This is a genomic window from Pseudomonas sp. GM55 (genome assembly GCF_000282395.1).
In the GTDB taxonomy this organism is placed as follows: Bacteria; Pseudomonadota; Gammaproteobacteria; order Pseudomonadales; family Pseudomonadaceae; genus Aquipseudomonas; species Aquipseudomonas fluorescens_CC.
In genome coordinates, this window is record NZ_AKJJ01000035.1 from 96,479 (window position 1) to 119,796 (window position 23,318).

Genomic DNA, 23,318 nt, shown 5'->3' on the forward strand with positions numbered 1-23,318 from the left:
TGGATGCCCAGCCGTTTGAAGGTCTTTCTGATTCAAGTGACCGCAGGTCTATGCATGAGCACCTCGTTGTTCGGGGCACCGGGCAATGAACACTACACGCTGCTCAGCCGATCGAAGGCCGGGGCGCTGGAGGTTCGACTGGATGAGTCCCAGCGACAATGGATAAAACGCAAAAATCAACTGACGCTCGGGACGTCAGCCCCTGACTATCCCCCTTTCGACCTGACCACCAGTGGTCAGGACTATGAAGGGTTTACCGCCGATTACGCCGGTCTTCTGGAAAAAACAACCGGGTTGCCTGTCAAGGTTCAGCGCTTCGATTCCCGAGGGGCCGCAATCGCTGCACTGGAGAACGGCGAAGTCGATCTGCTTGGCACCGCCAATGGATTCGAAGCTGGCAATGCCGACATTGCACTGTCCATACCCTATGCCGTCGACCAACCTGTATTGGTGACCCGCGAAGGGGAAGTCCGATCCCTCACCGAGGGCCTGGCCGGATTGCGCCTGAGCATGGTGTATCACTACTTGCCGCTGGCGGAAGTCACGGCGTTGTATCCAAAGGCGATCATCACGTCCTACCCGTCCTACCAGAATGCGATCAACGCCGTTGCTTTCGATCAGGCGGACGTGTTTCTCGGCGATACCATTTCAACTCACTACATGATCAACAAGGGGTACTTGAACAACATCCGGATGGCCAACTTCGGTAAACATGAAGCCTTTGGTTTCAGCTTTGCCGTTAACAGGAACAACCCCGAGCTGCTTGGCATCATCAACACGATGATCAGGGCCATCCCCACCAGTGAACGAGAAAGCATCGCCAAACGCTGGAGCGCCGGTAGCGACATTCTGTTGACCGATCAAAAGCTGCAACTCACTGACCGGGAAGAACGCTGGCTGGCACACCACCCGATAGTGCGCGTCGTCGTCAACGAAGCCTTTGCACCACTGACGTTTTTCGATAGCAATGGCAACTTTCGCGGGGTCACCGCAGATTTGCTTGAACTGATCAGGCTGCGCACCGGCTTGCGCTTTGACATCCAGCACAGCCGTAGCGATGACGAGATGATCAAACAGATCAAGGACAACAAGGCCGATGTGATCGCCCCATTGCTCCCCAGCGTCCAACGTCAAACCCAGCTGAACTTTACCCGCCCCTTCCTGGAAAATTCCTACGTCCTGCTGACCCGCAAAGCCGCCGACAGCCCGACCAACCTCGAGCAGTTGCAGGACAAGCGCCTGGCCATTGCCCGCGGCAATCCACTCATGGATTACCTGCGCAGAGAATTTCCCCGGATCAGGTTGATCGAGACCCCGGACACCTTCAGCGCCGTAGAGTTACTCGCCGGAGGTCAGGCCGAGGGGGCGGTGAATTCACTGATCATTGCCAATTACTTCATTTCGTCGCGGCTGTTCGAGCACAGATTGCAGATCAGCACCACCATCGGCACCGAGCAGGCAGCGTTTTCCCTTGCCACCGCTCGGGGTGCCAAAGAGCTGAACGCGATCCTCGACAAGGCTTTACTGAGCATCTCACCGGAGGAGCTGGGCATCATCAACAGTCGCTGGCGCGGCTATTCGGCGTCCTCGCAAAACACTTGGCGCAACTATCAAAGATTGTTTTACCAAATCATCTTCGGTGCAGGCGTGCTGCTGCTGATTTCCATTGCGTGGAACGACTACATGCGACGCCAGATCAAGCAGCGCAAGGCCGCAGAGCGTGCGTTGAACGATCAGTTCGAGTTCATGCGATCGCTGGTCAATGGCACGCCCCATCCGATCTACGTACGTGATCGCCAGGGGCTACTGCAAAGTTGCAACGACAGTTACCTGCAAGCGTTCTGCGCCAAGCGTGAAGATGTCATTGGCAAAAGCGTCATGCAGGGATCGATGAGCAATGTATTCGAAGCCCGGGAGTACCAGGCTGACTACCAACGCGTGGTGGCCGAGGGCAGACCGTTGATTGTCGATCGCGAGCTGCATATTGGTGGCCGGCGACTGACGATTTATCACTGGATTCTTCCCTATCGGGACTCCAGCGCAAAAGTGCAAGGCATTATCGGTGGCTGGATCGACATCAGCGAACGGCGGCAACTGCTCGATGATCTGCGTTGCGCGAAAGAACGAGCCGACAACGCCAACCGGGCCAAAAGCACGTTTCTGGCCACGATGAGCCATGAGATCCGCACGCCGATGAATGCGATCATTGGCATGCTTGAACTGACACTCAAGCGTCTTGATCATCAGCACCCGGAACGTCCGACCATCGATGTCGCGTACAACTCGGCGAAAGGGTTGCTGGAGCTGATTGGCGACATTCTCGACATTGCCAGAATCGAATCAGGACACTTGAGCCTGAGCCCGGAGCGCGTCAACCCGGGTGAACTCGTGGCCTCGGTCGTGCGGATATTCGATGGCCTGGCCCGACAGAAGGAACTCGAGATGGTGCTGGAATTTTCGTCGGCCAACCCGACCTTCGATGTGTTGCTGGACCCTTTGCGCTTCAAGCAAGTGCTGTCCAACCTGATCAGCAATGCCATCAAATTCACGGAGCAAGGCCAGGTCCGGGTCATTGTCGACCTGCATCCGGCAACGCAACCTGAGCACGTGCAAATGCGGGTGCTGGTTCACGACAGTGGTATCGGGATCAGCGAACAGGATCAACAGCGGCTATTCGAACCCTTCGCTCAGGCCGACAACACCGTGCAATCGTCCAGGGGGGGCGCAGGACTTGGGCTGGTGATCAGCCGCAACCTTTGCGAGATGATGGGCGGCAGTTTGCAATTGTGCAGCGAGCCGGGCGTCGGCACTCAAGTGGAGTTGTTGCTGCAGCTGGAAACGCTGCCGCTGCAACAGTCAGCCCAGGTGGCCGAAACGCAAATCGTCGCCTCCACAACCCCATTGAATGTTCTGGTAGTCGACGATCACTCGGCCAATCGTTTGCTCACATGCCAGCAATTGGAGTTTCTTGGACATCGATTTACCGTCGCGGCCGATGGCCAGGAGGGACTGGAGGCATGGAAGGACCAACCGTTTGATCTGGTGATCGCCGATTGCAACATGCCGGTCATGAACGGTTACGAACTGGCCCGTGCCATTCGTCGGCATGAACGACAAAACCATCGTCCTCCCTGCATCGTTCTCGGCTTTACCGCCAACGCCCAACCGGAAGAAGTACAGCGCTGTAAACAAGCGGGAATGGACGACTGCCTGTTCAAACCCCTCAGCCTCGGTGCCTTGAGTCAATGGGTGGAAGGCATTGAACCCACCCATGCAGCCCCGGCGTTCAGCCTGCACGGGCTGAAACTGCTGACCGGGGGCAACCCGATGTTGAACCGGCGATTGCTGAACGAGTTGGTGAGCAGCAACCGCCAGGATCTGCAAACGCTGCTGTCGCTATCCAGCTCCGGGGATACGCAGGCGCTGCAGGACACTGCCCACAAAATCAAAGGCGCAGCCCGGATAGTGCAGGCCTCCCGTCTGATCGACCGATGCGAGGCACTCGAAGCAGCCTGCCATGAGGAATTCGATCGCGGAACAGTGGCTGGATGCTGCAAATCCATGGAGCGCGCCATGCTGGAGCTGGAGGACGCGTTACTACGTCAGATCAAACATTACGACGAAGGCAAAGTGACAGAGCCTTAACTATGCTTGGACCCTCGGCAGGGTGTTGACCATCATGGAGAAACCCGCAATGCCTGACCCACTGCGCACGGATCCACGCCGGTTTCCACTGCATGTCCATATCAGTGTGATGTTCACCTTTTTGTTGTTGCTGACCGGGGTGCTGCTGGGTCTTTTCAACTACCAGCAAACCACACAAATCATACTGTCCAGCAGTGAAAAACTGTTCAACCGCATTGAACAGGATGTCCGCCTGGACCTGCACGCAACCTATGAACCCATTCGTCATCTGTTGAGCCTGCTGGCACTCAATCCGGCAGGCCAGTCCCCTGATCTGGAACAACGCCTGGCACTGCTCGAACCGTTCAGCCAGTCACTCAAGGACAACCCCAATCTGGCTTCGCTGTACCTGGGCTACGACAATGGAGACTTTTTCATGGTCCGCCCGCTGCGCACCCCAGAGGTCAAAGCCCTGGTCCGGGCACCGGACACGGCGGCTTACCAGGTCTGGAGCATCGAGCACAACAGCAGTGGCCAGCCCCACTCCCAGTCCCTGTTTTTCGACCGGAACCTGGCACTTGTAAGCCGTCTGGAAAACCTGAACGACACGTATGACCCACGCAATCGCGCCTGGTTTATCAGTGCCCGCAGCGAAAATGACCAGATCACCACCGAACCCTATGTCTTTTTTTCCACCCACAACATTGGCACGACGCTGGCGCGACGCAATGGCGACAAGGCAATCATGGCCGCTGACCTGACCCTGGCCGAACTCAGCGCGACCCTGGCCAAGCACGTCGTGACCCCCAATACCGAAATCGTGCTGTTCGATGCCCAAGGCAATGCCATTGCCTATCCTGACAGCCACAGACTGATCATCGATGATCAGACGTCCCGCCTGGTCAAGGCGGCGGATCTGAGCCCCAGCCTGGGTGCGTTGCTCAACAGTCCCCCTCAAGGTAGTCGCCTGAACGCCAATGGCCGGCAGTGGATCGTGGCCCGCAGCGGCATGCAGGAAGGAGGCCCCCAAGGCCTGCAACTGGCTCTACTGGTACCGGAAGACGAGTTGCTCGTCGACGCTTACCGGATGCGCTGGCAAGGTGCGCTGATTACCCTGGCAACGCTGCTGTTATGTGTGCCGCTGGGTTGGTTGACATCAAGAGTCCTGGTCAACCCCTTGCGCGTCCTGGTGCAGGAGGCCGATGCGATTCGCAGTTTCGATTTCAATTTTCCGCTTTCCCGACGCTCGCTGGTGCTCGAAATCGACCAGTTGAGTGTGTCGATGGCACGGATGAAAGACACACTGGCGAGCTTCTTCCAGATCACTGACAGCCTCAGTGCCGAAACCCGTTTCGCCCCGCTGCTGGAGCGGGTGTTGTTTGAAACCGTGAAAATCGGCCAGGCCCAGGCCGGCCTGATCTATCTGCGCGAAGGTGATGGCCAGCACATGGAACCCCACGGGCTGGTCATCAATAACGCCGCCGAAAACCTGCAATTCTTCGACATCCGCGGACACTCGCTCGATAACCCGCAAAGCCCCCCATGGCTGCACCAGTTGGCAAACGTCGACAATGTCGTCAGTAACCTTGGGTTCGAGCAGGCGGGTGATCTGCAGAAAATCCTGCTCGCGCTGAAAAGTCCTCGAGTCCATCTGATTGGAATCCGCCTGCACAATCGTCACAACGAAACCGTGGGCCTGCTGGTGTTGCTATTGGCCGACAGCGGCGAGCAGAGCGATCTGGACAAACTGAGCCCGGACCGCATTGCGTTTCTCCAGGCGGTGTCCGGCGCAGCTGCCGTGTGCATCGAAAGCCAGCGCCTGCAAGCCCGGCAAAAACAGCTGCTGGACGCCTTCATTCAACTGCTGGCCGGTGCCATCGACGCCAAAAGCCCTTATACCGGTGGCCATTGCCAGCGCGTGCCGGAACTGACCCTGATGCTTGCCCAAGCGGCGGCAGCCAGCCAGGAACCTGCCTTCAGCGCCTATCAGCCGACCGAAGATGAATGGGAGGCACTGCACATCGCCGCCTGGCTGCACGATTGCGGCAAGGTCACCACGCCGGAATACGTCGTAGACAAAGCCACGAAGCTGGAAACCCTGACCGATCGGATCCACGAAATCCGTACCCGCTTCGAGGTACTCAAGCGCGATGTCTGGATCAGCTACTGGCAGGCCGTTGCCCTGGGCGGTGACGAGCAATCACTGGCAGAACTGCGCAATGCCAGCCTGGCCGGACTGGATGATGATTTCGCCTTCGTTGCCCGCTGCAATCTCGGTGGCGAAGCCATGGCCGAGGCTGATTTGCAACGCTTGCACAGCCTGGCTGAACGCACCTGGACCCGGACCCTGGATGACCGGCTGGGCGTGTCCTGGGAAGAAAACCGGCGCCAGGCCCGAACACCCGCCCCCATCCTGCCCATCAGCGAAGCGTTACTGGCGGATAAACCCGAGCACCTGTTCGAACGCAGCGAAAACGAAGTGATACCGCAAGATAATCCCCTGGGCTTCAAACTCGACGTCCCGCCCCACAAATACAACCGGGGTGAGCTGTACAACCTGAGCACTGTCCGGGGCACCCTGACGAGCGAGGAGCGTTATGTCATCAATAACCACATCGTTCAGACGATCCTGATGCTCAACCATCTGCCGTTCCCGGGGCACTTGCGCAGCGTCGCGGAAATAGCCGGCGGGCATCACGAAAAAATGGACGGCAGTGGCTATCCGAAACGCTTGAAGCGAGAAGAAATGAGCCTGCCGGCGCGAATGATGGCGATTGCCGATATTTTCGAAGCGTTGACTGCCGCCGACCGGCCCTACAAAAAAGCCAGGACCTTGAGCGAGGCGCTGGGCATCATGGCGTTCATGTGCCGTGACGCCCACATCGATCCGGAGCTGTTCGGGCTGTTCATCAAGGCACAGATCTATTTGCAGTACGCCAGGCGCTTCCTCGCCCCTGAGCAGATCGATACGGTGGACGCGTCGGGCCTGCTGGCCAAGGCAGGCCTGGTGTCTTGATCAGCAGTCAGTCAGGCGCAGGAAAATTGCCGCCAGCTGTTCGATTCCGGCCTGGTCCTGTGCGGTGAAGCGCGCCAGTTTCGGGCTGTCCAGATCAAGCACGCCGATCAACCGGCCGTCCTTGACCAGCGGCACCACCAGTTCGCTGTTCGAGGCGCTGTCGCAGGCGATGTGACCGGGAAACGCGTGCACATCTTCTACCAACTGAGTCTGCAAGGTGGCTGCCGCTGTCCCGCAAACACCACGCCCGAACGGAATCCGCACGCAAGCGATCTGCCCCTGAAACGGGCCCAGCACCAATTCTTCATTGCGGTTGAGGTAGAAACCGGCCCAGTTCAGGTCATCGAGCTGGTTGAACAGAAACGCCGAGAATTGTGCGGCATTGGCGATGAAATCCCGCTCGTCCGCCAGCAAGGACTCCAGTTGCGCGTGCAGCATGCCGTAGCCTTCGAGGCCCTGGTCGCTCTTTTGTAAATCGATCATGCCTTGTGCTCCAACAGTTTCAGCCCGACCCAATAACGGGCAAATTGATAAGCGCAACGTCCATTGCGATTGCCCCGGCCGGTGGCCCAGCGTACCGCCAGAATGTCCAGCTCTTCCGTGCGCTGCCACGCCAGTCCGGCCTTGCCGGCCAACTGGCCGATCCAGTGCTCGACGACGTTCAGGAAGTGTTCCTGGGTAAACGGATAGAACGACAGCCACAAACCGAAGCGGTCCGACAGCGCGATCTTGTCTTCCACCGCCTCGCTGGGATGCAGTTCGCCGTCGACCCGTTTCCAGTTTTCGTTGTCACTTTCCTTTTCCGGCACCAGATGGCGACGGTTGGACGTGGCGTACAGTAAAACGTTGTCCGGCGCCTGTTCCAGCGAGCCGTCAAGCACGCTTTTGAGCACTCGGTAATCGCCCTCGCCCGACTCGAACGAGAGGTCATCGCAAAACAGCACGAAACGCTGGGGCAATTTGGCAATCTGTTCGACCACTCGCGGCAGGTCTGCCAGGTGATCACGTTCAATCTCGATCAAACGCAAACCGGCCTGAGCGTGCTCGGCCAACAAGGCGCGCACCAGCGACGACTTGCCGGTGCCGCGCGAGCCCCAAAGCAAGGCGTGGTTGGCGGGCATGCCATCGAGGAACTGTCGGGTATTGCGTCCAAGCTGCTCGACTTGCCGGTCAACGCCGATCAAGTCCGACAGGCGCATGTCGAGGCTGACCTCCAGCGGCATCAGATAACCGCCACGCGACTCTCGCTGCCAGCGCGCGGCCAGGCATTGTGTCCAGTCGATGGCTGGCCGGGGTGCCGGCAGCAACGGCTCGATACGGGCCAGAACGGCATCGGCGCGTTCAAGAAAAGCATTCAATCGGGAATCCACGACTTCTCCTCGGGCACGTTCACAGTAATGATGGTGATACAGCGACGAAACACAGCGTCAGATACGTGGCTACCCCCGCGGTACAGGCCTCGCGAGAACATCAGTAGGCAGACATGATCGACTATGCTTGAGCAGCGAAAGGAAACGGAAGTGGTTCACCCCCCCATGGACATCAAATTCACCAACCGGCTGTCGTTCAAGCAAGCCCGGCTTACCGTGCTGGTCGGTTTCATTCTGGGCACGCTACTCAGCCTGCTGCAAATAGGCATCGATTATGCCAGTGAAGACGCCTCCATCAATCGTGAAATCCTTTCGTTACTGGAAATCAGCCACAACCCGGCCTCGCGAATCGCCTACAACATCGACGCCGAACTCGCCAAGGAACTGACCCTGGGCCTGCTGCGCTCGCCGGCGATCATCAGCGCGAAACTGACCGACAACAACGGCACCGTGCTGGCCAGCGTCAAGCGACCCGGCGTGCAAAACGGTTACCGGATGTTCAGCGACTTCCTGTTCGGCGCCAATCGACAATTCGAAGACCGACTTTACCTGGATAACTTGCCCAACGAGTCCCTGGGTACGCTGCGGCTGAACGTCGACACTTATGCCTTCGGCGACCGGTTCCTGCGCCGGGCCGAAGTGACCCTGCTCAACGGCTTCGCCCGCAGCCTGCTGCTGTCCGGCATCCTGCTGGCGCTGTTCTATGTGATGCTGACCAAACCCCTGGTGCGGGTCATCCGTGAGCTCAGCGGTCGCGACCCGAGCAGTACCGAACCAACGTCACTGGAATGCCCCGCCGGGCACGCCAACGATGAGATCGGTGTGCTGGTCAAGGTTGCCAGCCAGCAGTTCAAAAACATCGCCACCGAAATCCAGCAGCGGCGCAACGCGGAAAATCGCCTGACCGAGTATCTGGGCCAACTGGAAAACATCGTCTCGGCCCGCACCGCCGAACTCAAGGCGATCAATGACCGGCTGAGCCAGTCCAACGAGGAACTGGAAATCGCCCGCAGTACCGCCCTCGACATGGCCGAAGCCCGCTCGGTGTTCCTGGCCAACATGAGTCATGAAATTCGCACGCCCCTCAATGGCTTGCTCGGGATGATCGCGCTGTCCCTCGACGGGCCGCTGAATGCCGAACAGCAGCAACAGCTGTCGATCGCCCATGACTCAGGCAAAGTGCTGGTGGAATTGCTCAACGATATTCTCGATTTGTCGAAGTTCGATGCCGGTCAGCTCGAACTCGAACACATCCCCTTCGACCTTGGCTCACTGATCGAAGACACCGCCAACCTGTTGTCGCAGAACGCCGCCCCCAGCGTCGAACTGACCTGCCTGATCGATCCGCACTTCCCCGCACTGGTGCTCGGCGATCCGACCCGGGTCCGGCAGATTGTCAGTAATCTGCTGTCCAACGCCCTCAAGTTCACCCGTTTCGGGCGCGTCGACGTGCGCCTTTCGACGCTTGGGGACGGTGTCAGAATCGAAGTGTGCGACACCGGCATCGGCATCGCTCAGGATGCCCAGGTCAAGATCTTTCAGCCTTTCACCCAGGCCGGTGCCGGTATTACCCGCCAATTTGGTGGCACCGGGCTGGGCCTGGCGCTGACCTACAACCTTTGTGAAGCCATGCAGGGGCGCCTGACGATCAGCTCCGAGCCGGGTTTTGGCAGCCAGTTCTGCGCGGACTTGCCATTGCCCGGCCATACCCGTGCAATGCCTGCCGTTTTGCTCAAGGGCAAAGTCGTCGCCATCACGGCCGCCAGCAGCGGGCTGGGTGAACTGCTCAACAGCCTGTTGTCTGGCTGGGGGCTGGACTATGAACGACGCTCCATGGATGACTCACTGCTTGGCCTGACAGCCGACGTGCTCATCACCGACTGCCCCGAATGTCTGTTCAATTTGCGCCCCACCCTTGGCGCCCCGATCCTGCTGGTCACCGCTTATGGCAACTTCATGCCCAGCGAAGAGGCCAACGCCCTCGCCCCCTTGCAACAACAGGCACGCCCCCTGGCACGCAATACCTTGTATCAGACGTTGCGGCGGATCCTGCAACCGGAAACCCACCCGATCAACGATCCCCGACTCGACACGCAATGCCCGCAACGCCGCGGGCGCGTGCTGCTGGTGGAAGATAATCCGGTCAACCAACTGGTGGCCAAGGGCATGCTCGGCAAACTTGGCTGCGAGGTCGCCACTGCGGCTCATGGTGCCGAGGCCCTGGATCAACTCGAACTACGGGAGTTCGACCTGGTGCTGATGGACTGCAACATGCCGGTGATGGATGGCTATGAAGCCAGCCGGCAAATCCGCCGCAGCGGACGCTGGCCCCAACTGCCCATCGTCGCCCTGACCGCCAATGCCATGTCGGAAGAGCGCGAACGCTGTCGTGCCGCGGGCATGAGCGACTACCTGGCCAAACCCTTCCGGCGAGAAGAACTGGCCGCCCTGCTGGACTTGTGGGTTCCCGCTACGACAGCGCCTTGATCTGTCCCAACAGGTTATCGAGACCATCGCGCAACTCGTTGAGACGATTCAGGTCGACCCCGCTGTCGCACAATAGACGAGCCTTGAGTGGCCCGACCTGATCGCGCAAGGCCATGCCGGCCGGCGACAGGCTCAGATGCACTTCACGCTCATCGCGCGCCGAACGCTGGCGCTGCACCAGTTGCAGTTGTTCGAGGCGCTTGAGCAACGGGGTCAGCGTGCCGGAATCCAGAGCCAAACGCTCACCCAATGCCTTCACGGTCGGTTGCTCCGGGGCTGCTTCCTGCCACTCCCAAAGCACTAGCATCGCCAGGTACTGAGGGTAAGTCAGGCCCAACTGATCGAGCATTGGCTTGTAGGCGCGAATGACCGCACGGGAAGCAGCGTACAGCTTGAAACACAGCTGGCTGTCGAGCTTCAGGGAATCGACTGACAAGGTATTCATTTGAGCAGGGCTTCGATCTCGCGGGTCAGGTCCTGCGGCTTGGTCGCCGGAGCGAAGCGCTTGACCAGTTGCCCGTCTTTGCCAATCAGGAACTTGGTGAAGTTCCACTTGATGCCCTGGGAACCCAGCACACCGGGTGCGCGCTTTTTCAACTGCACGAACAGGGGATGGGCGCCGGCACCATTGACTTCGATCTTTTTGAACAGCGGGAAGCTGACACCGAAGTTCAGCTCGCAGAATTCGGAGATCGCCCCTTCATTGCCCGGCTCTTGCTTGCCGAACTGGTTGCAGGGAAAACCGAGCACCACCAGCCCCTGGTCCTTGTAGGTCTGCCAAAGCTCTTCCAGGCCTTTGTACTGCGGAGTGAAACCGCACTTGCTGGCCGTGTTGACCACCAGCACGGCCTTGCCGGCGAAATCCCCCAGGGTCTTTTGCTCACCCTTGATCGTGGTGCAAGGGATGCTCAGCAGGTTGTCGCTCATGATGAAAGCTCCGGATTCGGGAAGATGAGCCAAACATAGCGAGCAATTGAATTGTGTGCAATTTAAATAATTGATTTCCCCCTACGGATTTACTGTAGGAGCTGGCTTGCCAGCGAAGGCGGCCTCAAATGCAATGCGGTATTTGAGACTTCTTCGCTGGCAAGCCAGCTCCTACAGGGCTCGCATTACTCGCGTGGAACGAGGTCCAGGCACACCGAATTGATGCAATAGCGCAGGCCTGTTGGCGGCGGGCCGTCGGGAAAAACGTGGCCCAGGTGCGCGTCGCATTTGGCGCAGACCACTTCGGTGCGGATCATGCCGTGGCTGACATCACGGATTTCGGTCATGGCGCTGTCGCCGATCGGCGCGTAGAAGCTCGGCCAGCCGCAACCCGAGTCGAACTTGGTTTTGGAGTCGAACAGCGGCTCGCTACAGCAGATGCAGTGGTACACACCGTCGGTCCTGGTGGCGTTGTACTTGCCGGAAAACGGTCGTTCGGTGCCTTTGAGGCGGCACACGTTGTACTGCTCTGGATCGAGCATTGCCTTCCATTCTTCCAGGGTTTTTTCCAACTTTTCCATCATCACACCTCAGCGGCTGAAAAAGCCCGATCTGTACCTTTTCCACGGATCGGGCGGCACGTATGATTGCGCCTCGTCAAACGCCAGTCTGGCAGCCAGACCACGCGCATTCAAACGGAAATATGGGTGCTGCATCTCAAGGCGTCAGGCCTGTGTGAATACGCAGGATTCCCAGCACGGCTATCCAAACGCCGCCTGGATCGTTCATTTTCGGGAACACATCGCCATGCAGGTCAGCAAATCGAACAAGCTCGCCAACGTCTGCTATGACATTCGCGGCCCGGTGCTCAAGCACGCCAAACGCCTGGAAGAGGAAGGCCATCGCATCCTCAAGCTGAACATCGGCAACCCGGCGCCTTTTGGGTTCGAAGCGCCGGATGAAATCCTCCAGGACGTGATCCGCAACCTGCCGACCGCGCAGGGCTATAGCGACTCCAAGGGCCTGTTCAGTGCGCGCAAGGCCGTGATGCAGTATTACCAGCAAAAGCAGGTAGAAGGCGTCGGCATCGAAGACATCTACCTGGGCAACGGCGTTTCCGAACTGATCGTGATGTCCATGCAAGCCCTGCTCAACAATGGCGACGAAGTGCTGGTGCCTGCGCCTGACTATCCGTTGTGGACCGCAGCTGTAAGCCTTTCGGGCGGTAATCCGGTGCATTACCTGTGCGACGAGCAGGCCAACTGGTGGCCGGACCTGGCCGACATCAAGGCCAAGATCACCCCGAACACCAAGGCACTGGTGATCATCAACCCGAACAACCCGACCGGCGCGGTGTATTCGAAGGAAGTGCTGCTGGGCATGCTGGAACTGGCCCGCCAGCACAATCTGGTGGTGTTCTCCGACGAGATCTACGACAAGATCCTCTACGACGATGCCGTGCACATCTGCACCGCCTCCCTGGCGCCGGACTTGCTGTGCCTGACCTTCAACGGCCTGTCCAAGTCCTATCGCGTGGCCGGTTTCCGTTCCGGCTGGATCGCCATTTCCGGCCCGAAACACCACGCCCAGAGCTACATCGAAGGCATCGACATGCTGGCGAACATGCGCCTGTGCGCCAACGTGCCCAGCCAGCATGCAATCCAGACCGCCCTGGGTGGCTATCAGAGCATCAATGACCTGGTGCTGCCGCCGGGCCGCTTGCTGGAACAACGCAACCGCACCTGGGAATTGCTCAACGACATTCCGGGCGTGAGCTGCGTCAAGCCGATGGGGGCGCTGTATGCCTTCCCGCGGATCGACCCCAAGGTCTGCCCGATCCATAACGACGAAAAATTCGTCCTCGACCTGCTGCTGTCCGAAAAGCTGCTGGTGGTACAAGGCACCGCATTCAACTGGCCATGGCCAGACCACTTCCGCGTCGTGACCCTGCCACGTGTCGATGACCTGGAGATGGCCATCGGGCGCATCGGCGGCTTCCTCAAGTCCTACCGCCAGTAAGCGGCCAGTCACCGTGCTACGCGCCTGCTCGTCGCACGGTGATTCACCCGGCAACACTGGTCTGCATTGCGCCGCCGGCTGCCGCTTTGCCCGCTGCCAGTTAACGCCTCGCATGGTCGCGCCTGACAAAGGCGGGGCCTTCGACATGAATTGACTGACAAACACCTCCTCCACTCGCCTCGGAAACGCCCTGCAAGCAGCTAGACTGTTGCCGTAGGACACAGTTTGAAATAGTCACCCGGTTGAATACACCGGCGCAGCACCTTATATACCCCGCAGTACGCTACATCTTTAGCATGAGGAGATTTCTACAACCATGATGCGCATCCTGCTGTTCTTGGCCACTAACCTGGCGGTCGTGCTGATTGCCAGCATCACCCTGAGCCTTTTCGGCTTCAACGGGTTCATGGCGGCCAATGGGGTTGACCTCAACCTCAATCAGCTGCTGATTTTCTGTGCGGTCTTTGGTTTCGCCGGTTCGCTGTTCTCGCTGTTCATCTCCAAGTGGATGGCGAAGATGAGCACCAGCACCCAGATCATCACCCAGCCACGCACCCGTCACGAGCAATGGCTGCTGCAAACCGTCGAGCAACTGTCCCGCGAAGCCGGGATCAAGATGCCCGAAGTCGGTATCTTCCCGGCCTACGAGGCGAACGCCTTCGCCACCGGCTGGAACAAGAACGACGCACTGGTCGCGGTCAGCCAGGGTTTGCTCGAGCGCTTCTCGCCGGATGAAGTGAAAGCCGTCCTGGCCCACGAAATCGGCCACGTAGCTAACGGCGACATGGTCACCCTGGCGCTGATCCAGGGCGTGGTGAACACCTTCGTGATGTTCTTCGCACGGATCATCGGCAATTTCGTCGACAAAGTGATCTTCAAGAACGAAGAAGGCCAGGGCATTGCCTACTACGTCGCGACCATCTTCGCCGAACTGGTTCTGGGCATCCTGGCCAGCGCCATCGTCATGTGGTTCTCGCGCAAGCGTGAATTCCGTGCCGACGAAGCCGGTGCAAACCTGGCCGGCACCGCCGCGATGATTGGCGCCCTGCAACGCCTGCGGGCGGAACAAGGCCTGCCGGTGCACATGCCCGACACCCTGAATGCCTTCGGCATCAACGGTGGCATCAAGCAAGGGTTCGCGCGCATGTTCATGAGCCACCCGCCACTGGAAGAGCGTATCGACGCCCTGGCTCGTCGTCGGGGCTGAGAGAACCCGATGTAAACTAGAAGGCCCGCAGCGATGCGGGCCTTTTTATTGGCTTGAATATAGTAGGAGCCGGCTTGCTGGCGATGGCGTAGCGTCAGTCGATATCAATGTGAAAGATCCGCCGCTATCGCCAGCAAGCCGGCTCCTACAACCAATACTGGTTACCGACTGGAAACCCGATACACCCGCTCCTCAAGCCGGGCAACCCCCGCTTCCAGAAATTTCCCGCTCTCGCTCAACACATCCTGATCTTCCAGAATTTTCAGGGTCCACGCGGCCCCGAACAACCGCTGCACTTCTTCATCGAGTACCGCGAATGGCGGTCCCGGCAGTTGCGCCTGGTCGTAATCCAGGGTGATCAACAGTCCGAGGGACTCTGCGGGCAATATTCGCTTCAAATGGTCGGCATAACGTTCACGCATTGCCGCCGGCAACGCAATCAACGCCGCGCGATCATAAAGCGCAGAGCAATCGGCCGTATCGCCGGCACTCAGCGAGAAAAAATCACCACACCACAGTTCAATCGATCCTGCCCGGTAGACCTTGAACGGCCCTTGCTCGCTGACCGCGGGATCGAAACCGTGCTCGGCGAAGAAATCCTCCACGGCTTTTTCCGACAACTCGACCCCCAGGACTTCATGCCCCTGGTGGGCCAGCCACAACAAATCCAGGCTTTTGCCGCACAAGGGCACCAGCACGCGCGTACCTTCCTCCAGCCCCAACTGCGGCCAGAACCGTCGCAGATGCGGGTTCACCTGCGGAAGGTGAAAGCCGATCTGATTCGACGCCCACTTCTTGTGCCAAAACTCCGGCTGCATAACTAACCCCGAAAATTCGATCAAAACACCCTAAAACTTATATTAGATTTAGATTAATGATCTGACTGAAGATGTTGCATCTTAACTCTCAGGAGCTCGTTCATGTTCCCCAGCCTGTACATATCCCACGGTTCCCCCATGCTCGCTCTGGAGCCCGGCGCCAGCGGGCCGGCACTCGCCCGCCTGGCCGCTGCAATACCGAAGCCCAAGGCCATCGTGATTGTGTCTGCGCACTGGGAAAGCGATGAGCTGCTGGTCAGCGGCAATCCACAACCGGAAACCTGGCATGACTTCGGTGGTTTTCCCAAAGCCCTGTTCGAAGTCCAGTACCCGGCTCCCGGCGATCCACGACTCGCCGCAGAGGTTACCGGGTTACTGAAAACCGCAGGCTTTCCTGCGCGTATCGACAGCAATCGGCCTTTCGACCATGGCGTCTGGGTGCCTTTATCGCTGATGTACCCGCAAGCAGACATCCCGATTGTGCAGGTATCACTGCCCACCCGTGGCGGCCCCGCTCTGCAGACCCGCGTTGGCCATGCGCTAGCCAGCCTGCGCGAGCACGGCGTCCTGCTGATCGGCTCCGGCAGCATCACTCACAACCTGCGGGAACTGGACTGGCATGCCGGCCCCGAGAGCGTGGAGCCCTGGGCCCTGGCGTTTCGCGACTGGATGATCGAGAAACTCGCAGCGAACGACGAAGCTGCGTTGCACGACTATCGCGCGCAAGCACCCAATGCCGCGCGCAACCATCCCAGCGACGAACACTTGTTGCCGCTGTACTTTGCCCGCGCCGCCGGTGGGCAGTTCAGCATTGCCCATCAGGGGTTCACCATGGGGGCGCTGGGAATGGATATTTATCGCTTCGGTTGAGCGCAAACCGAGCCGCGAAGACCGCACCGCCGATTGAAAGGCAAAAAAAATCCCCGAACCAGTCGGGGATTTTTCATGTTCGATCAATCAGCCCGAGAGCGGATCAATCTTCGCGGTAGCGACGCAGCTTCAACTGCTTGCCGGCAACGCGAGTGTCCTTCAGCTTGGTCAGCAACTTCTCAAGACCATCTTCCGGCAGCTCGACGAGGCTGAAGCTGTCACGCACCTGGATGCGACCGATGGCTTCACGCGCCAGACCACCCTCGTTGAGGATGGCGCCCAACAGGTTCTTGGCGGCGATACCGTCACGCGCTCCCAGCGCGGTACGGCAACGTGCACGGCCTTCGCCCAGTGGCATCGGAGCACGACGCTCGCGGTCGCCACGCTCAGGACGATCACCGGAACGCTCTGGACGATCGCCACGCGGTGCATTGTTCGGCACCAGTGGACGCTCTTTCTCGATAGCGGCCAGGTTCAGCGCTTGACCGTTGGTTGCCTTGCGCAGCAGAGCAGCGGCCAGGGCACGCGGGCTGCAACCGATGTCGGCGGTCAGGCGATCCAGCAGATCACCGTGGGTCGATTCGGCTTCAGCCACCAGCGGCGACAGGCTGTTGGTCAGCTTCTTGATGCGAGCATCCAGAACGGCTTGAGCGTCCGGCAGGCGAACTTCAGCAACCTTTTGACCGGTTACACGCTCGATCACTTGCAGCATGCGGCGCTCACGCGGAGTCACCAGCAGCAGTGCACGACCTTCGCGACCGGCACGGCCGGTACGGCCGATACGGTGAACGTAGGACTCAGGATCGTACGGCATGTCAACGTTGAACACGTGAGTGATGCGTGGAACGTCCAGGCCACGAGCGGCAACGTCGGTCGCCACAACGATGTCCAGACGGCCATCCTTGAGGGAGTCGATCACGCGCTCACGCTGGTTCTGGGCGATGTCACCGTTCAGCGCAGCGGCTTTGTAGCCTTTGGCTTCCAGGGCACTGGCCAGGTCCAGGGTCGCTTGCTTGGTGCGCACGAACATGATCAGGGCGTCGAAATCTTCCACTTCCAGCAAGCTGAGAACGGCCGAAGTCTTCTGGTCAGCGTGAACCAGCAGGTGAGCCTGCTCGATCGCGGTAACGGTTTGGGTCTTGCTCTGAATCTTGACGTGCTTCGGATCGCGCAGGTGGCGTTCGGCGATGGCACGGATCGATTGCGGCAAGGTCGCCGAGAACAGTACGGTCTGACGGGTTTCCGGCATGGCCTTGAAGATGACTTCCAGGTCGTCCATGAAGCCCAGCTTGAGCATTTCGTCGGCTTCGTCGAGAACCAGGTGGTTCACGGTCGCCAGTACTTTTTCGTCGCGACGCAGGTGGTCGCACAGACGGCCCGGAGTGGCGACAACGATTTGTGCGCCATTACGGATTGCTTTCAGTTGCGGGCCCATCGGCGCGCCGCCGTAGACAGCCACAACAGTCACGCCCGGCATTTGCTTGGCGTAGGTTTCGAAAGCGGTTGCAACTTGTAGCGCCAACTCACGAGTTGGGGCCAGGATCAGAGCTTGCGGCTCGCGCTTGGACGGATCAATGCGGTGCAGAATTGGCAGGGCAAAGGCAGCGGTTTTACCGGTACCGGTTTGCGCCTGACCAATCATATCGTGACCGGCGAGAATGATCGGGATCGACTGCTGCTGAATGGCCGAAGGCTCTTCATAGCCGGTAGCGACTACTGCAGCGACAATATTGGGATGAAGTTCAAGAGCGGCGAAGCCGCCGATTTCCTGGGTCATGGGTCTGCCTCTAAGTGCATCCGCAAAGACCCATGCTCCAAAGCTGCACATGCCGTGTTGAGACTCAAGAGTCGCCCTGGCAGCTTTGTCGGCGGGGATTTGCGAAAACGAATGAATGAAAAGAATCGTCAAGGAAGAGTCCGCTGGGCGGACGTGCAGCCGAAGCTGGCTTCGGGGAATTGCGCTACCTAAACGCGGCCCGGTTAAAGGCCGGCGCGCACTATACCGGAATTCGCCCGAAAAGGGAGCTTTTTTTATCGAAAATCCACCGGATACACCGTTGTGTCACAGGCTTTGCGAATAATCGGTCAGCCGTCTATTTTTCAAAGGCCCGGCCTTGCGGGTGATGGCGCTAAAACGGTTCACCCTTTGCCGTGCAGACCGCAGGTCCCCGCACGCCTTTCCTACCCCGAGGATCGCTCCATGAATCAGCCCAGCTCCAGTCGAGTCAGCCGCGAACGGCGTGGTCATGTGTTCCTGATCGGTCTGGATCGGGTGGCCAAGCGCAACGCCTTTGACCTCGACCTGCTCAACGAATTGAGCCTGGCCTATGGCGAGTTCGAAGCCGACAGTGAGGCGCGTGTGGCGGTGGTGTTCGGTCATGGCGAGCACTTTACCGCCGGGCTCGATCTGGTCAATGCCAGCGTCACGCTCGCAGAAGGCTGGCAAGTCCCCCCTGGCGGCTGTGACCCGTGGGGGGTGTTCGCAGGTCCCAGGGTCAGCAAGCCGGTAATCGTCGCCGCCCAGGGCTACTGCCTGACCATCGGCATCGAATTGATGCTGGCCGCCGATATCAACCTGTGCGCCAGCAACACCCGGTTCGCCCAGATGGAAGTGCAACGCGGGCTCTTCCCGTTCGGCGGTGCCACCCTGCGCCTGCATCAGGTCGCCGGCTGGGGTAATGCCATGCGCTGGTTGTTGACCGGGGATGAATTCGACGCCCGTGATGCGCTGCACCTGGGCCTGGTGCAGGAAGTCATGGCCAGTGAGGACTTGCTACCCCGGGCGGTTGAACTGGCCGAGCGGATCGCCCGCCAGGCACCGCTTGGGGTGCAGGCGACGCTGATGTCGGCGCGACAGGCCCGGTATGAAGGAGAAACCGCAGCGGCGCAGGGGTTGCCAGCGCTGGTCAAGAAGTTGATGGCCAGCGAGGATATCAAGGAAGGTGTGCGGTCGATGGTGGAGCGACGGCCTGGCGTGTTCAAAGGGGTTTAGCCTTTGCAGTGGCTTTGAGGGCCTCTTCGCGGGCAAGCCCGCTCCCACAGTTTCCGGGTCAAACGTCATATTTTTGTACGACTCAAAACCCTGTGGGAGCGGGCTTGCCCGCGAAGAGGCCCGGATAGTCAGCACAATCATGTAGCCGGGCGAATGCACTTGATCAACGAATCCAGCGAATACCCCAACCGCGGAGCCAGCGCTTCGGCGCGCGCGATCAGGCCGTCCATATCCAGTTCCTGATCCAGCTCCGACGGCACGATCAGAATCACGTTGCCCTCCTTCACCGGCAGCTCCCAGTAATGCCGGTGATACAAACCGCGCAACAAAGCGGCACCCAAGGGTTTGCCATCGTCGGTAGCCCATTGATTGATGACCAGCCAGCCACCCGGATTCAATCGCTTCTGGCAGTTTTCCAGAAAGCTCCAGGCCAGGTGACCGACACCCGGACCGACATCGGTATAGAGGTCGACGAAAATCAGATCCGCCGACTCGGCAGTGTCGAGCAGCTCCAGCGCATCGCCAACACGGATGTACAGGCGCGGATCGTCATCCAGCCCCAGGTATTCAATGGCCAGGCGCGGTACGTCCGGGCGCAGTTCAATGGCTTCGACATCTTCCAGCGGCAGGAACTTGAGACAGGCCTGAGTCAGCGTCCCGGCGCCGAGGCCGAGAAACAGCGCACTTTCCGGATGCTCGTGGCACAGCGCGCCGATCAGCATCGCCCGGGTATAGTCGTATTCGAGCCAGCTCGGATCGGCCGTGAACACGCAGCTTTGCTCGATGGCATCACCGAACTCGAGAAAACGGTAATCGGCCACTTCCAGCACACGAATCACGCCGAACTCGTCCTGTACCTCGGCGAGCAGATGCTCGACGCGCTCCTCAGTCATTTCATCTCCTGATCGTCACCGGGGCCGGCAACGCAATAACACCGCGTGTAGAGAGCGGCAAAGGCGAGATTGTCGGCGAAGCGACGGGAACAGGTCACGCACTAATTTGCTGATAACATGGAGGTCCGAGCGAAAACACTAGAGACCGTGATGAGCCAACCCTGGAGTCCCGACAGCTGGCGCGCCCTGCCGATCCAGCAACAACCCCAATACCCCGACGCCGCGCATTTGCAGCAGGTCGAGCAGACCCTGGCCAGCTATCCGCCACTGGTGTTTGCCGGTGAAGCCCGGGAGTTGCGCCGTCAGTTTGCCGAGGTGACCCAGGGCCGCGCGTTTCTGTTGCAGGGTGGCGACTGTGCCGAAAGCTTCGCCGAATTCTCCGCCGCGAAAATTCGCGACACCTTCAAGGTGTTGTTGCAGATGGCGATCGTGATGACCTTTGCCGCCGGCTGCCCGGTGGTCAAGGTCGGGCGCATGGCCGGGCAGTTCGCCAAGCCGCGCTCGGCCAACGACGAAACCATCGATGGCGTGACCCTGCCCGCCTACCGTGGCGACATCGTCAACGGCATCGGTTTCGACGAAAAAAGCCGCGTGCCGGATCCCGAGCGCCTGTTGCAGTCTTATCACCAGTCCACCGCCACCCTGAACCTGTTGCGCGCGTTCGCCCAGGGCGGGTTTGCCGATCTGCATCAGGTGCACAAGTGGAACCTGGACTTCATTGCCAACTCGGCGCTGGCGGAAAAATACAGCCACCTGGCCGACCGCATCGATGAAACCCTGGCGTTCATGCGCGCCTGCGGCATGGACAGCTCGCCGCAGCTGCGCGAAACCAGCTTCTTCACCGCCCACGAAGCGTTGCTGCTGAACTACGAAGAAGCCTTCGTGCGTCGCGACAGCCTGACCAATGATTACTACGACTGCTCGGCCCACATGCTGTGGATCGGCGACCGCACCCGCCAGCTCGACGGTGCCCACGTCGAATTCCTGCGCGGGGTGAACAACCCGATCGGGGTCAAGGTCGGCCCGAGCATGAACCCGGACGACCTGATTCGCCTGATCGACGTGCTCAACCCGGACAACGATCCCGGCCGCCTGAACCTGATCGCACGGATGGGCGCGAACAAGGTCGGCGATCACCTGCCGCAGCTCATCCGCGCCGTCCAGCGTGAAGGCAAGCAGGTGCTGTGGAGTTCCGACCCGATGCACGGCAACACGATCAAGGCCAGCAGTGGCTACAAGACCCGCGACTTCGCGCAGATCCTTGGCGAGGTGAAGCAGTTCTTCCAGGTGCACGAAGCCGAAGGCAGCTATGCCGGTGGTATCCATATCGAAATGACCGGGCAGAACGTCACCGAGTGCATCGGAGGTGCGCGGCCGATTACCGAGGACGGTTTGTCGGATCGCTACCACACCCATTGCGACCCGCGGATGAATGCCGATCAGTCGCTGGAGCTGGCGTTTTTGATTGCCGAGACTCTGAAGCAGGTTCGGCGGTAAATAGCATGAAGCCTATCGCTAGCAAGCCAGCTCCTACAAAAGCGGATTTATCCCTGTAGGAGCTGGCTTGCCAGCGATGGCGTCGGCTCAATCACCTTCGATCCGTGCCAATGCCACCCGTAACCGCACCGCACTCGCCCGCGGGCAATTCAACTGAATCTGCGCCAACCCCAGCCAATCCGCCATCTGCCGCAGATTGACCGCCAATGCCAGCATCCCTTCGTCGTCCAGCCCGGACTCCTCTTCATGCACCGCATGCACTGCCAAACGGCCGGTCGCCCGCTCGGCGCGCAGATCGACCCGTGCGGCAATCCGTTCATTGTGCAAAAACGGCAGGACGTAGTAGCCATAAACGCGCTTGTCCTGCGGCGTGTAGATCTCCAACCGGTAGCGGAAATCAAACAGCCGCTCGGTCCGGCTGCGTTCCCAGATCAGCGAATCGAACGGCGAGAGCAATGCACTGGCCGCGACTTTGCGCGGCACTTTTGGCTCGGGCAGACAATAACCCGGTTGTCGCCAACCCTCGATTTCGCAGGTCAGCAGTTCACCGACCTCGACCAACTCAGCCAAACGCTGGCGACTGTCCGCAAGGTTCAAGCGGAAATAGTCACGCAAGTCCTTCTCCGTACCGACACCCAAGGCCGTTGCCGCATGCCGCAACAGGCCGCGCTGGGCGTCGTCTTCACTCAGGACAGGGTGTGCAAGAATCGCCGAAGGAATCACCCGCTCCGGCAGATCGTAGAGCCTTTCGAATCCGCGCCGTCCGGCAACGGTCACTTCACCGGCAGCGAACAGCCATTCCAGCGCATGCTTTTCCACGCTCCAGTCCCACCAGGGTCCAGCCCGTTCCTGACGGGTCGACAGGCTCCCGGCGCCAAGCGCGCCCTGCTCCTCAACCGAAGCCAGCACCCGCCGAATCGTGTCTTGCTGTTCACGCCCAAAACGCGCCAATTGCTGATAAATGTCTTCGCCACGACTTGCACGCTGCATGCGCCAGCGCATCAACGGATACATGGAAAGAGGCAGCAACGAGGCTTCATGGCCCCAGTACTCGAATAGCGTTCGTCTTCGGCCCTGACTCCAGGCAGCCTGGTCGAGCAAATCGGAAGAATAATTGCCGAGGCGGGAAAACAGCGGAAGGTAGTGCGAACGCACCAATGCATTGACCGAATCGATCTGCAAAATGCCCAGCCGTTCGATCAGGCGATTGAGCCCGGCAGCCTTGATCGCCGCTGGCGGCTGTCGCCCGTTGAACCCTTGGGCGGCCAGCGCCAGACGCCGAGCCTGTTTGAGGGTAAAGGACAATGTTGCGGGCATGGGCATCTCCTTGTCTGCTCGCAACCTACCTCACCGGTAAGGGGTTTGTGTAGCGTGGCATTCATCATTTATGCATCGGATCATTCCAGAACGGTTTGATCGACTCGTTCTCCACATCTGCACGGCTCATGCCGATGTCCTTGAGCGCTTCGTCGCTCAAGCTCGCCAGCAGTTCGCGCTCGCGATGCAGTTCGTACCAGCGGCCGAACTTGTGCAGCAGATCGGATATCAGGTGAATCGAGTGTTTTTCTGCACCGTGGAACTCATGTTGACCTTTCATC

At 59.5% G+C, this 23,318-nt stretch carries 18 protein-coding genes; 8 read left to right on the forward strand and 10 right to left on the reverse strand.

Translation table 11 applies throughout. From position 1 onward, the window contains the following. The first annotated feature begins 3 nt into the window (after positions 1-3). Together PMI31_RS07265 and PMI31_RS07270 are read left to right on the forward strand one after the other, a co-directional pair. Positions 4-3,645 (forward strand): transporter substrate-binding domain-containing protein, encoded by a 3,642-nt coding sequence (locus tag PMI31_RS07265; protein ID WP_008017181.1) that lies wholly within the window; start codon positions 4-6, stop codon positions 3,643-3,645. A gap of 49 nt (positions 3,646-3,694) precedes the next feature. Beyond that, the gene (locus PMI31_RS07270) at positions 3,695-6,640 is read left to right on the forward strand and encodes an HD domain-containing phosphohydrolase (RefSeq protein ID WP_008017182.1); all 2,946 of its coding nucleotides are present in this window, start codon (positions 3,695-3,697) and stop codon (positions 6,638-6,640) included. On the opposite strand, the gene PMI31_RS07275 is transcribed toward PMI31_RS07270, so the two are convergent. Both PMI31_RS07275 and PMI31_RS07280 read right to left on the reverse strand, forming a co-directional pair. Then, positions 6,641-7,123, reverse strand: coding sequence for a GAF domain-containing protein (locus tag PMI31_RS07275; RefSeq protein ID WP_008017183.1), 483 nt, complete (start codon positions 7,121-7,123; stop codon positions 6,641-6,643). It abuts the gene before it with no gap. Next, positions 7,120-8,010: an ATP-binding protein gene (locus tag PMI31_RS07280; protein WP_008017184.1), complete on the reverse strand. Its 891-nt coding sequence runs from the start codon at positions 8,008-8,010 to the stop codon at positions 7,120-7,122. The genes PMI31_RS07275 and PMI31_RS07280 overlap by 4 nt, the downstream gene beginning before the upstream one ends. 123 nt (positions 8,011-8,133) lie before the next feature. Between PMI31_RS07280 and PMI31_RS07285 the strand changes: the two genes are divergently transcribed. Then, complete coding sequence (locus PMI31_RS07285) at positions 8,134-10,497, forward strand: hybrid sensor histidine kinase/response regulator (protein ID WP_081500286.1); 2,364 nt, start codon at positions 8,134-8,136, stop codon at positions 10,495-10,497. Here PMI31_RS07285 and PMI31_RS07290 read toward each other — a convergent pair. The 3 genes from PMI31_RS07290 to msrB form a co-directional block, all read right to left on the reverse strand. Next, positions 10,481-10,942, reverse strand: coding sequence for a MarR family winged helix-turn-helix transcriptional regulator (locus PMI31_RS07290; protein ID WP_008017187.1), 462 nt, complete (start codon positions 10,940-10,942; stop codon positions 10,481-10,483). The genes PMI31_RS07285 and PMI31_RS07290 overlap by 17 nt on opposite strands. Further along, complete coding sequence (locus tag PMI31_RS07295; protein ID WP_008017188.1) at positions 10,939-11,424, reverse strand: glutathione peroxidase; 486 nt, start codon at positions 11,422-11,424, stop codon at positions 10,939-10,941. Before PMI31_RS07295 ends, PMI31_RS07290 begins: the two co-directional genes overlap by 4 nt. Before the next feature lie 185 nt (positions 11,425-11,609). Then, positions 11,610-12,005 carry a peptide-methionine (R)-S-oxide reductase MsrB gene (gene msrB, locus PMI31_RS07300; RefSeq protein WP_008017189.1) on the reverse strand — a complete coding sequence of 132 codons (396 nt, stop codon included), beginning with the start codon at positions 12,003-12,005 and terminating at the stop codon, positions 11,610-11,612. Between the two features lie 226 nt (positions 12,006-12,231). On the opposite strand from msrB, the gene PMI31_RS07305 reads away from it, so the two are divergent. Together PMI31_RS07305 and htpX are read left to right on the forward strand one after the other, a co-directional pair. After that, positions 12,232-13,443 (forward strand): pyridoxal phosphate-dependent aminotransferase, encoded by a 1,212-nt coding sequence (locus PMI31_RS07305; RefSeq protein ID WP_008017190.1) that lies wholly within the window; start codon positions 12,232-12,234, stop codon positions 13,441-13,443. A 316-nt stretch (positions 13,444-13,759) separates the two neighbouring features. Next, positions 13,760-14,650, forward strand: a complete 891-nt coding sequence (gene htpX, locus PMI31_RS07310; protein ID WP_007973520.1) for a protease HtpX — start codon at positions 13,760-13,762, stop codon at positions 14,648-14,650. Positions 14,651-14,811: 161 nt separating this feature from the next. Here the strand turns inward: htpX and PMI31_RS07315 are convergent, their stop codons facing one another. Continuing rightward, entirely contained in the window at positions 14,812-15,468 is a 657-nt protein-coding gene (locus PMI31_RS07315; protein ID WP_043302248.1) for a thiopurine S-methyltransferase, read from the reverse strand. Positions 15,469-15,570: 102 nt separating this feature from the next. Here PMI31_RS07315 and PMI31_RS07320 point away from each other — a divergent pair, with 102 nt between their 5' ends. After that, positions 15,571-16,338 (forward strand): DODA-type extradiol aromatic ring-opening family dioxygenase, encoded by a 768-nt coding sequence (locus PMI31_RS07320; protein WP_008017192.1) that lies wholly within the window; start codon positions 15,571-15,573, stop codon positions 16,336-16,338. Between the two features lie 103 nt (positions 16,339-16,441). On the opposite strand, the gene PMI31_RS07325 is transcribed toward PMI31_RS07320, so the two are convergent. Next, a complete protein-coding gene (locus PMI31_RS07325; RefSeq protein ID WP_007973525.1) occupies positions 16,442-18,115 on the reverse strand; it encodes a DEAD/DEAH box helicase in 1,674 nt (557 codons plus the stop codon). Between the two features lie 423 nt (positions 18,116-18,538). On the opposite strand from PMI31_RS07325, the gene PMI31_RS07330 reads away from it, so the two are divergent. After that, positions 18,539-19,330, forward strand: coding sequence for a crotonase/enoyl-CoA hydratase family protein (locus PMI31_RS07330; RefSeq protein ID WP_008017194.1), 792 nt, complete (start codon positions 18,539-18,541; stop codon positions 19,328-19,330). Between the two features lie 137 nt (positions 19,331-19,467). On the opposite strand, the gene PMI31_RS07335 is transcribed toward PMI31_RS07330, so the two are convergent. Continuing rightward, complete coding sequence (locus tag PMI31_RS07335) at positions 19,468-20,223, reverse strand: spermidine synthase (protein WP_008017195.1); 756 nt, start codon at positions 20,221-20,223, stop codon at positions 19,468-19,470. A gap of 150 nt (positions 20,224-20,373) precedes the next feature. On the opposite strand from PMI31_RS07335, the gene PMI31_RS07340 reads away from it, so the two are divergent. Further along, on the forward strand, positions 20,374-21,720 hold the full coding sequence (locus PMI31_RS07340; RefSeq protein ID WP_008017196.1) for a class II 3-deoxy-7-phosphoheptulonate synthase: 1,347 nt from the start codon (positions 20,374-20,376) through the stop codon (positions 21,718-21,720). Between the two features lie 87 nt (positions 21,721-21,807). Here PMI31_RS07340 and PMI31_RS07345 read toward each other — a convergent pair whose 3' ends face one another. Further along, a complete protein-coding gene (locus PMI31_RS07345) occupies positions 21,808-23,037 on the reverse strand; it encodes a winged helix-turn-helix domain-containing protein (RefSeq protein ID WP_008017197.1) in 1,230 nt (409 codons plus the stop codon). Between the two features lie 64 nt (positions 23,038-23,101). Continuing rightward, positions 23,102-23,317 carry a DUF1127 domain-containing protein gene (locus tag PMI31_RS07350; RefSeq protein WP_008017198.1) on the reverse strand — a complete coding sequence of 72 codons (216 nt, stop codon included), beginning with the start codon at positions 23,315-23,317 and terminating at the stop codon, positions 23,102-23,104. Position 23,318: the final 1 nt, after the last annotated feature.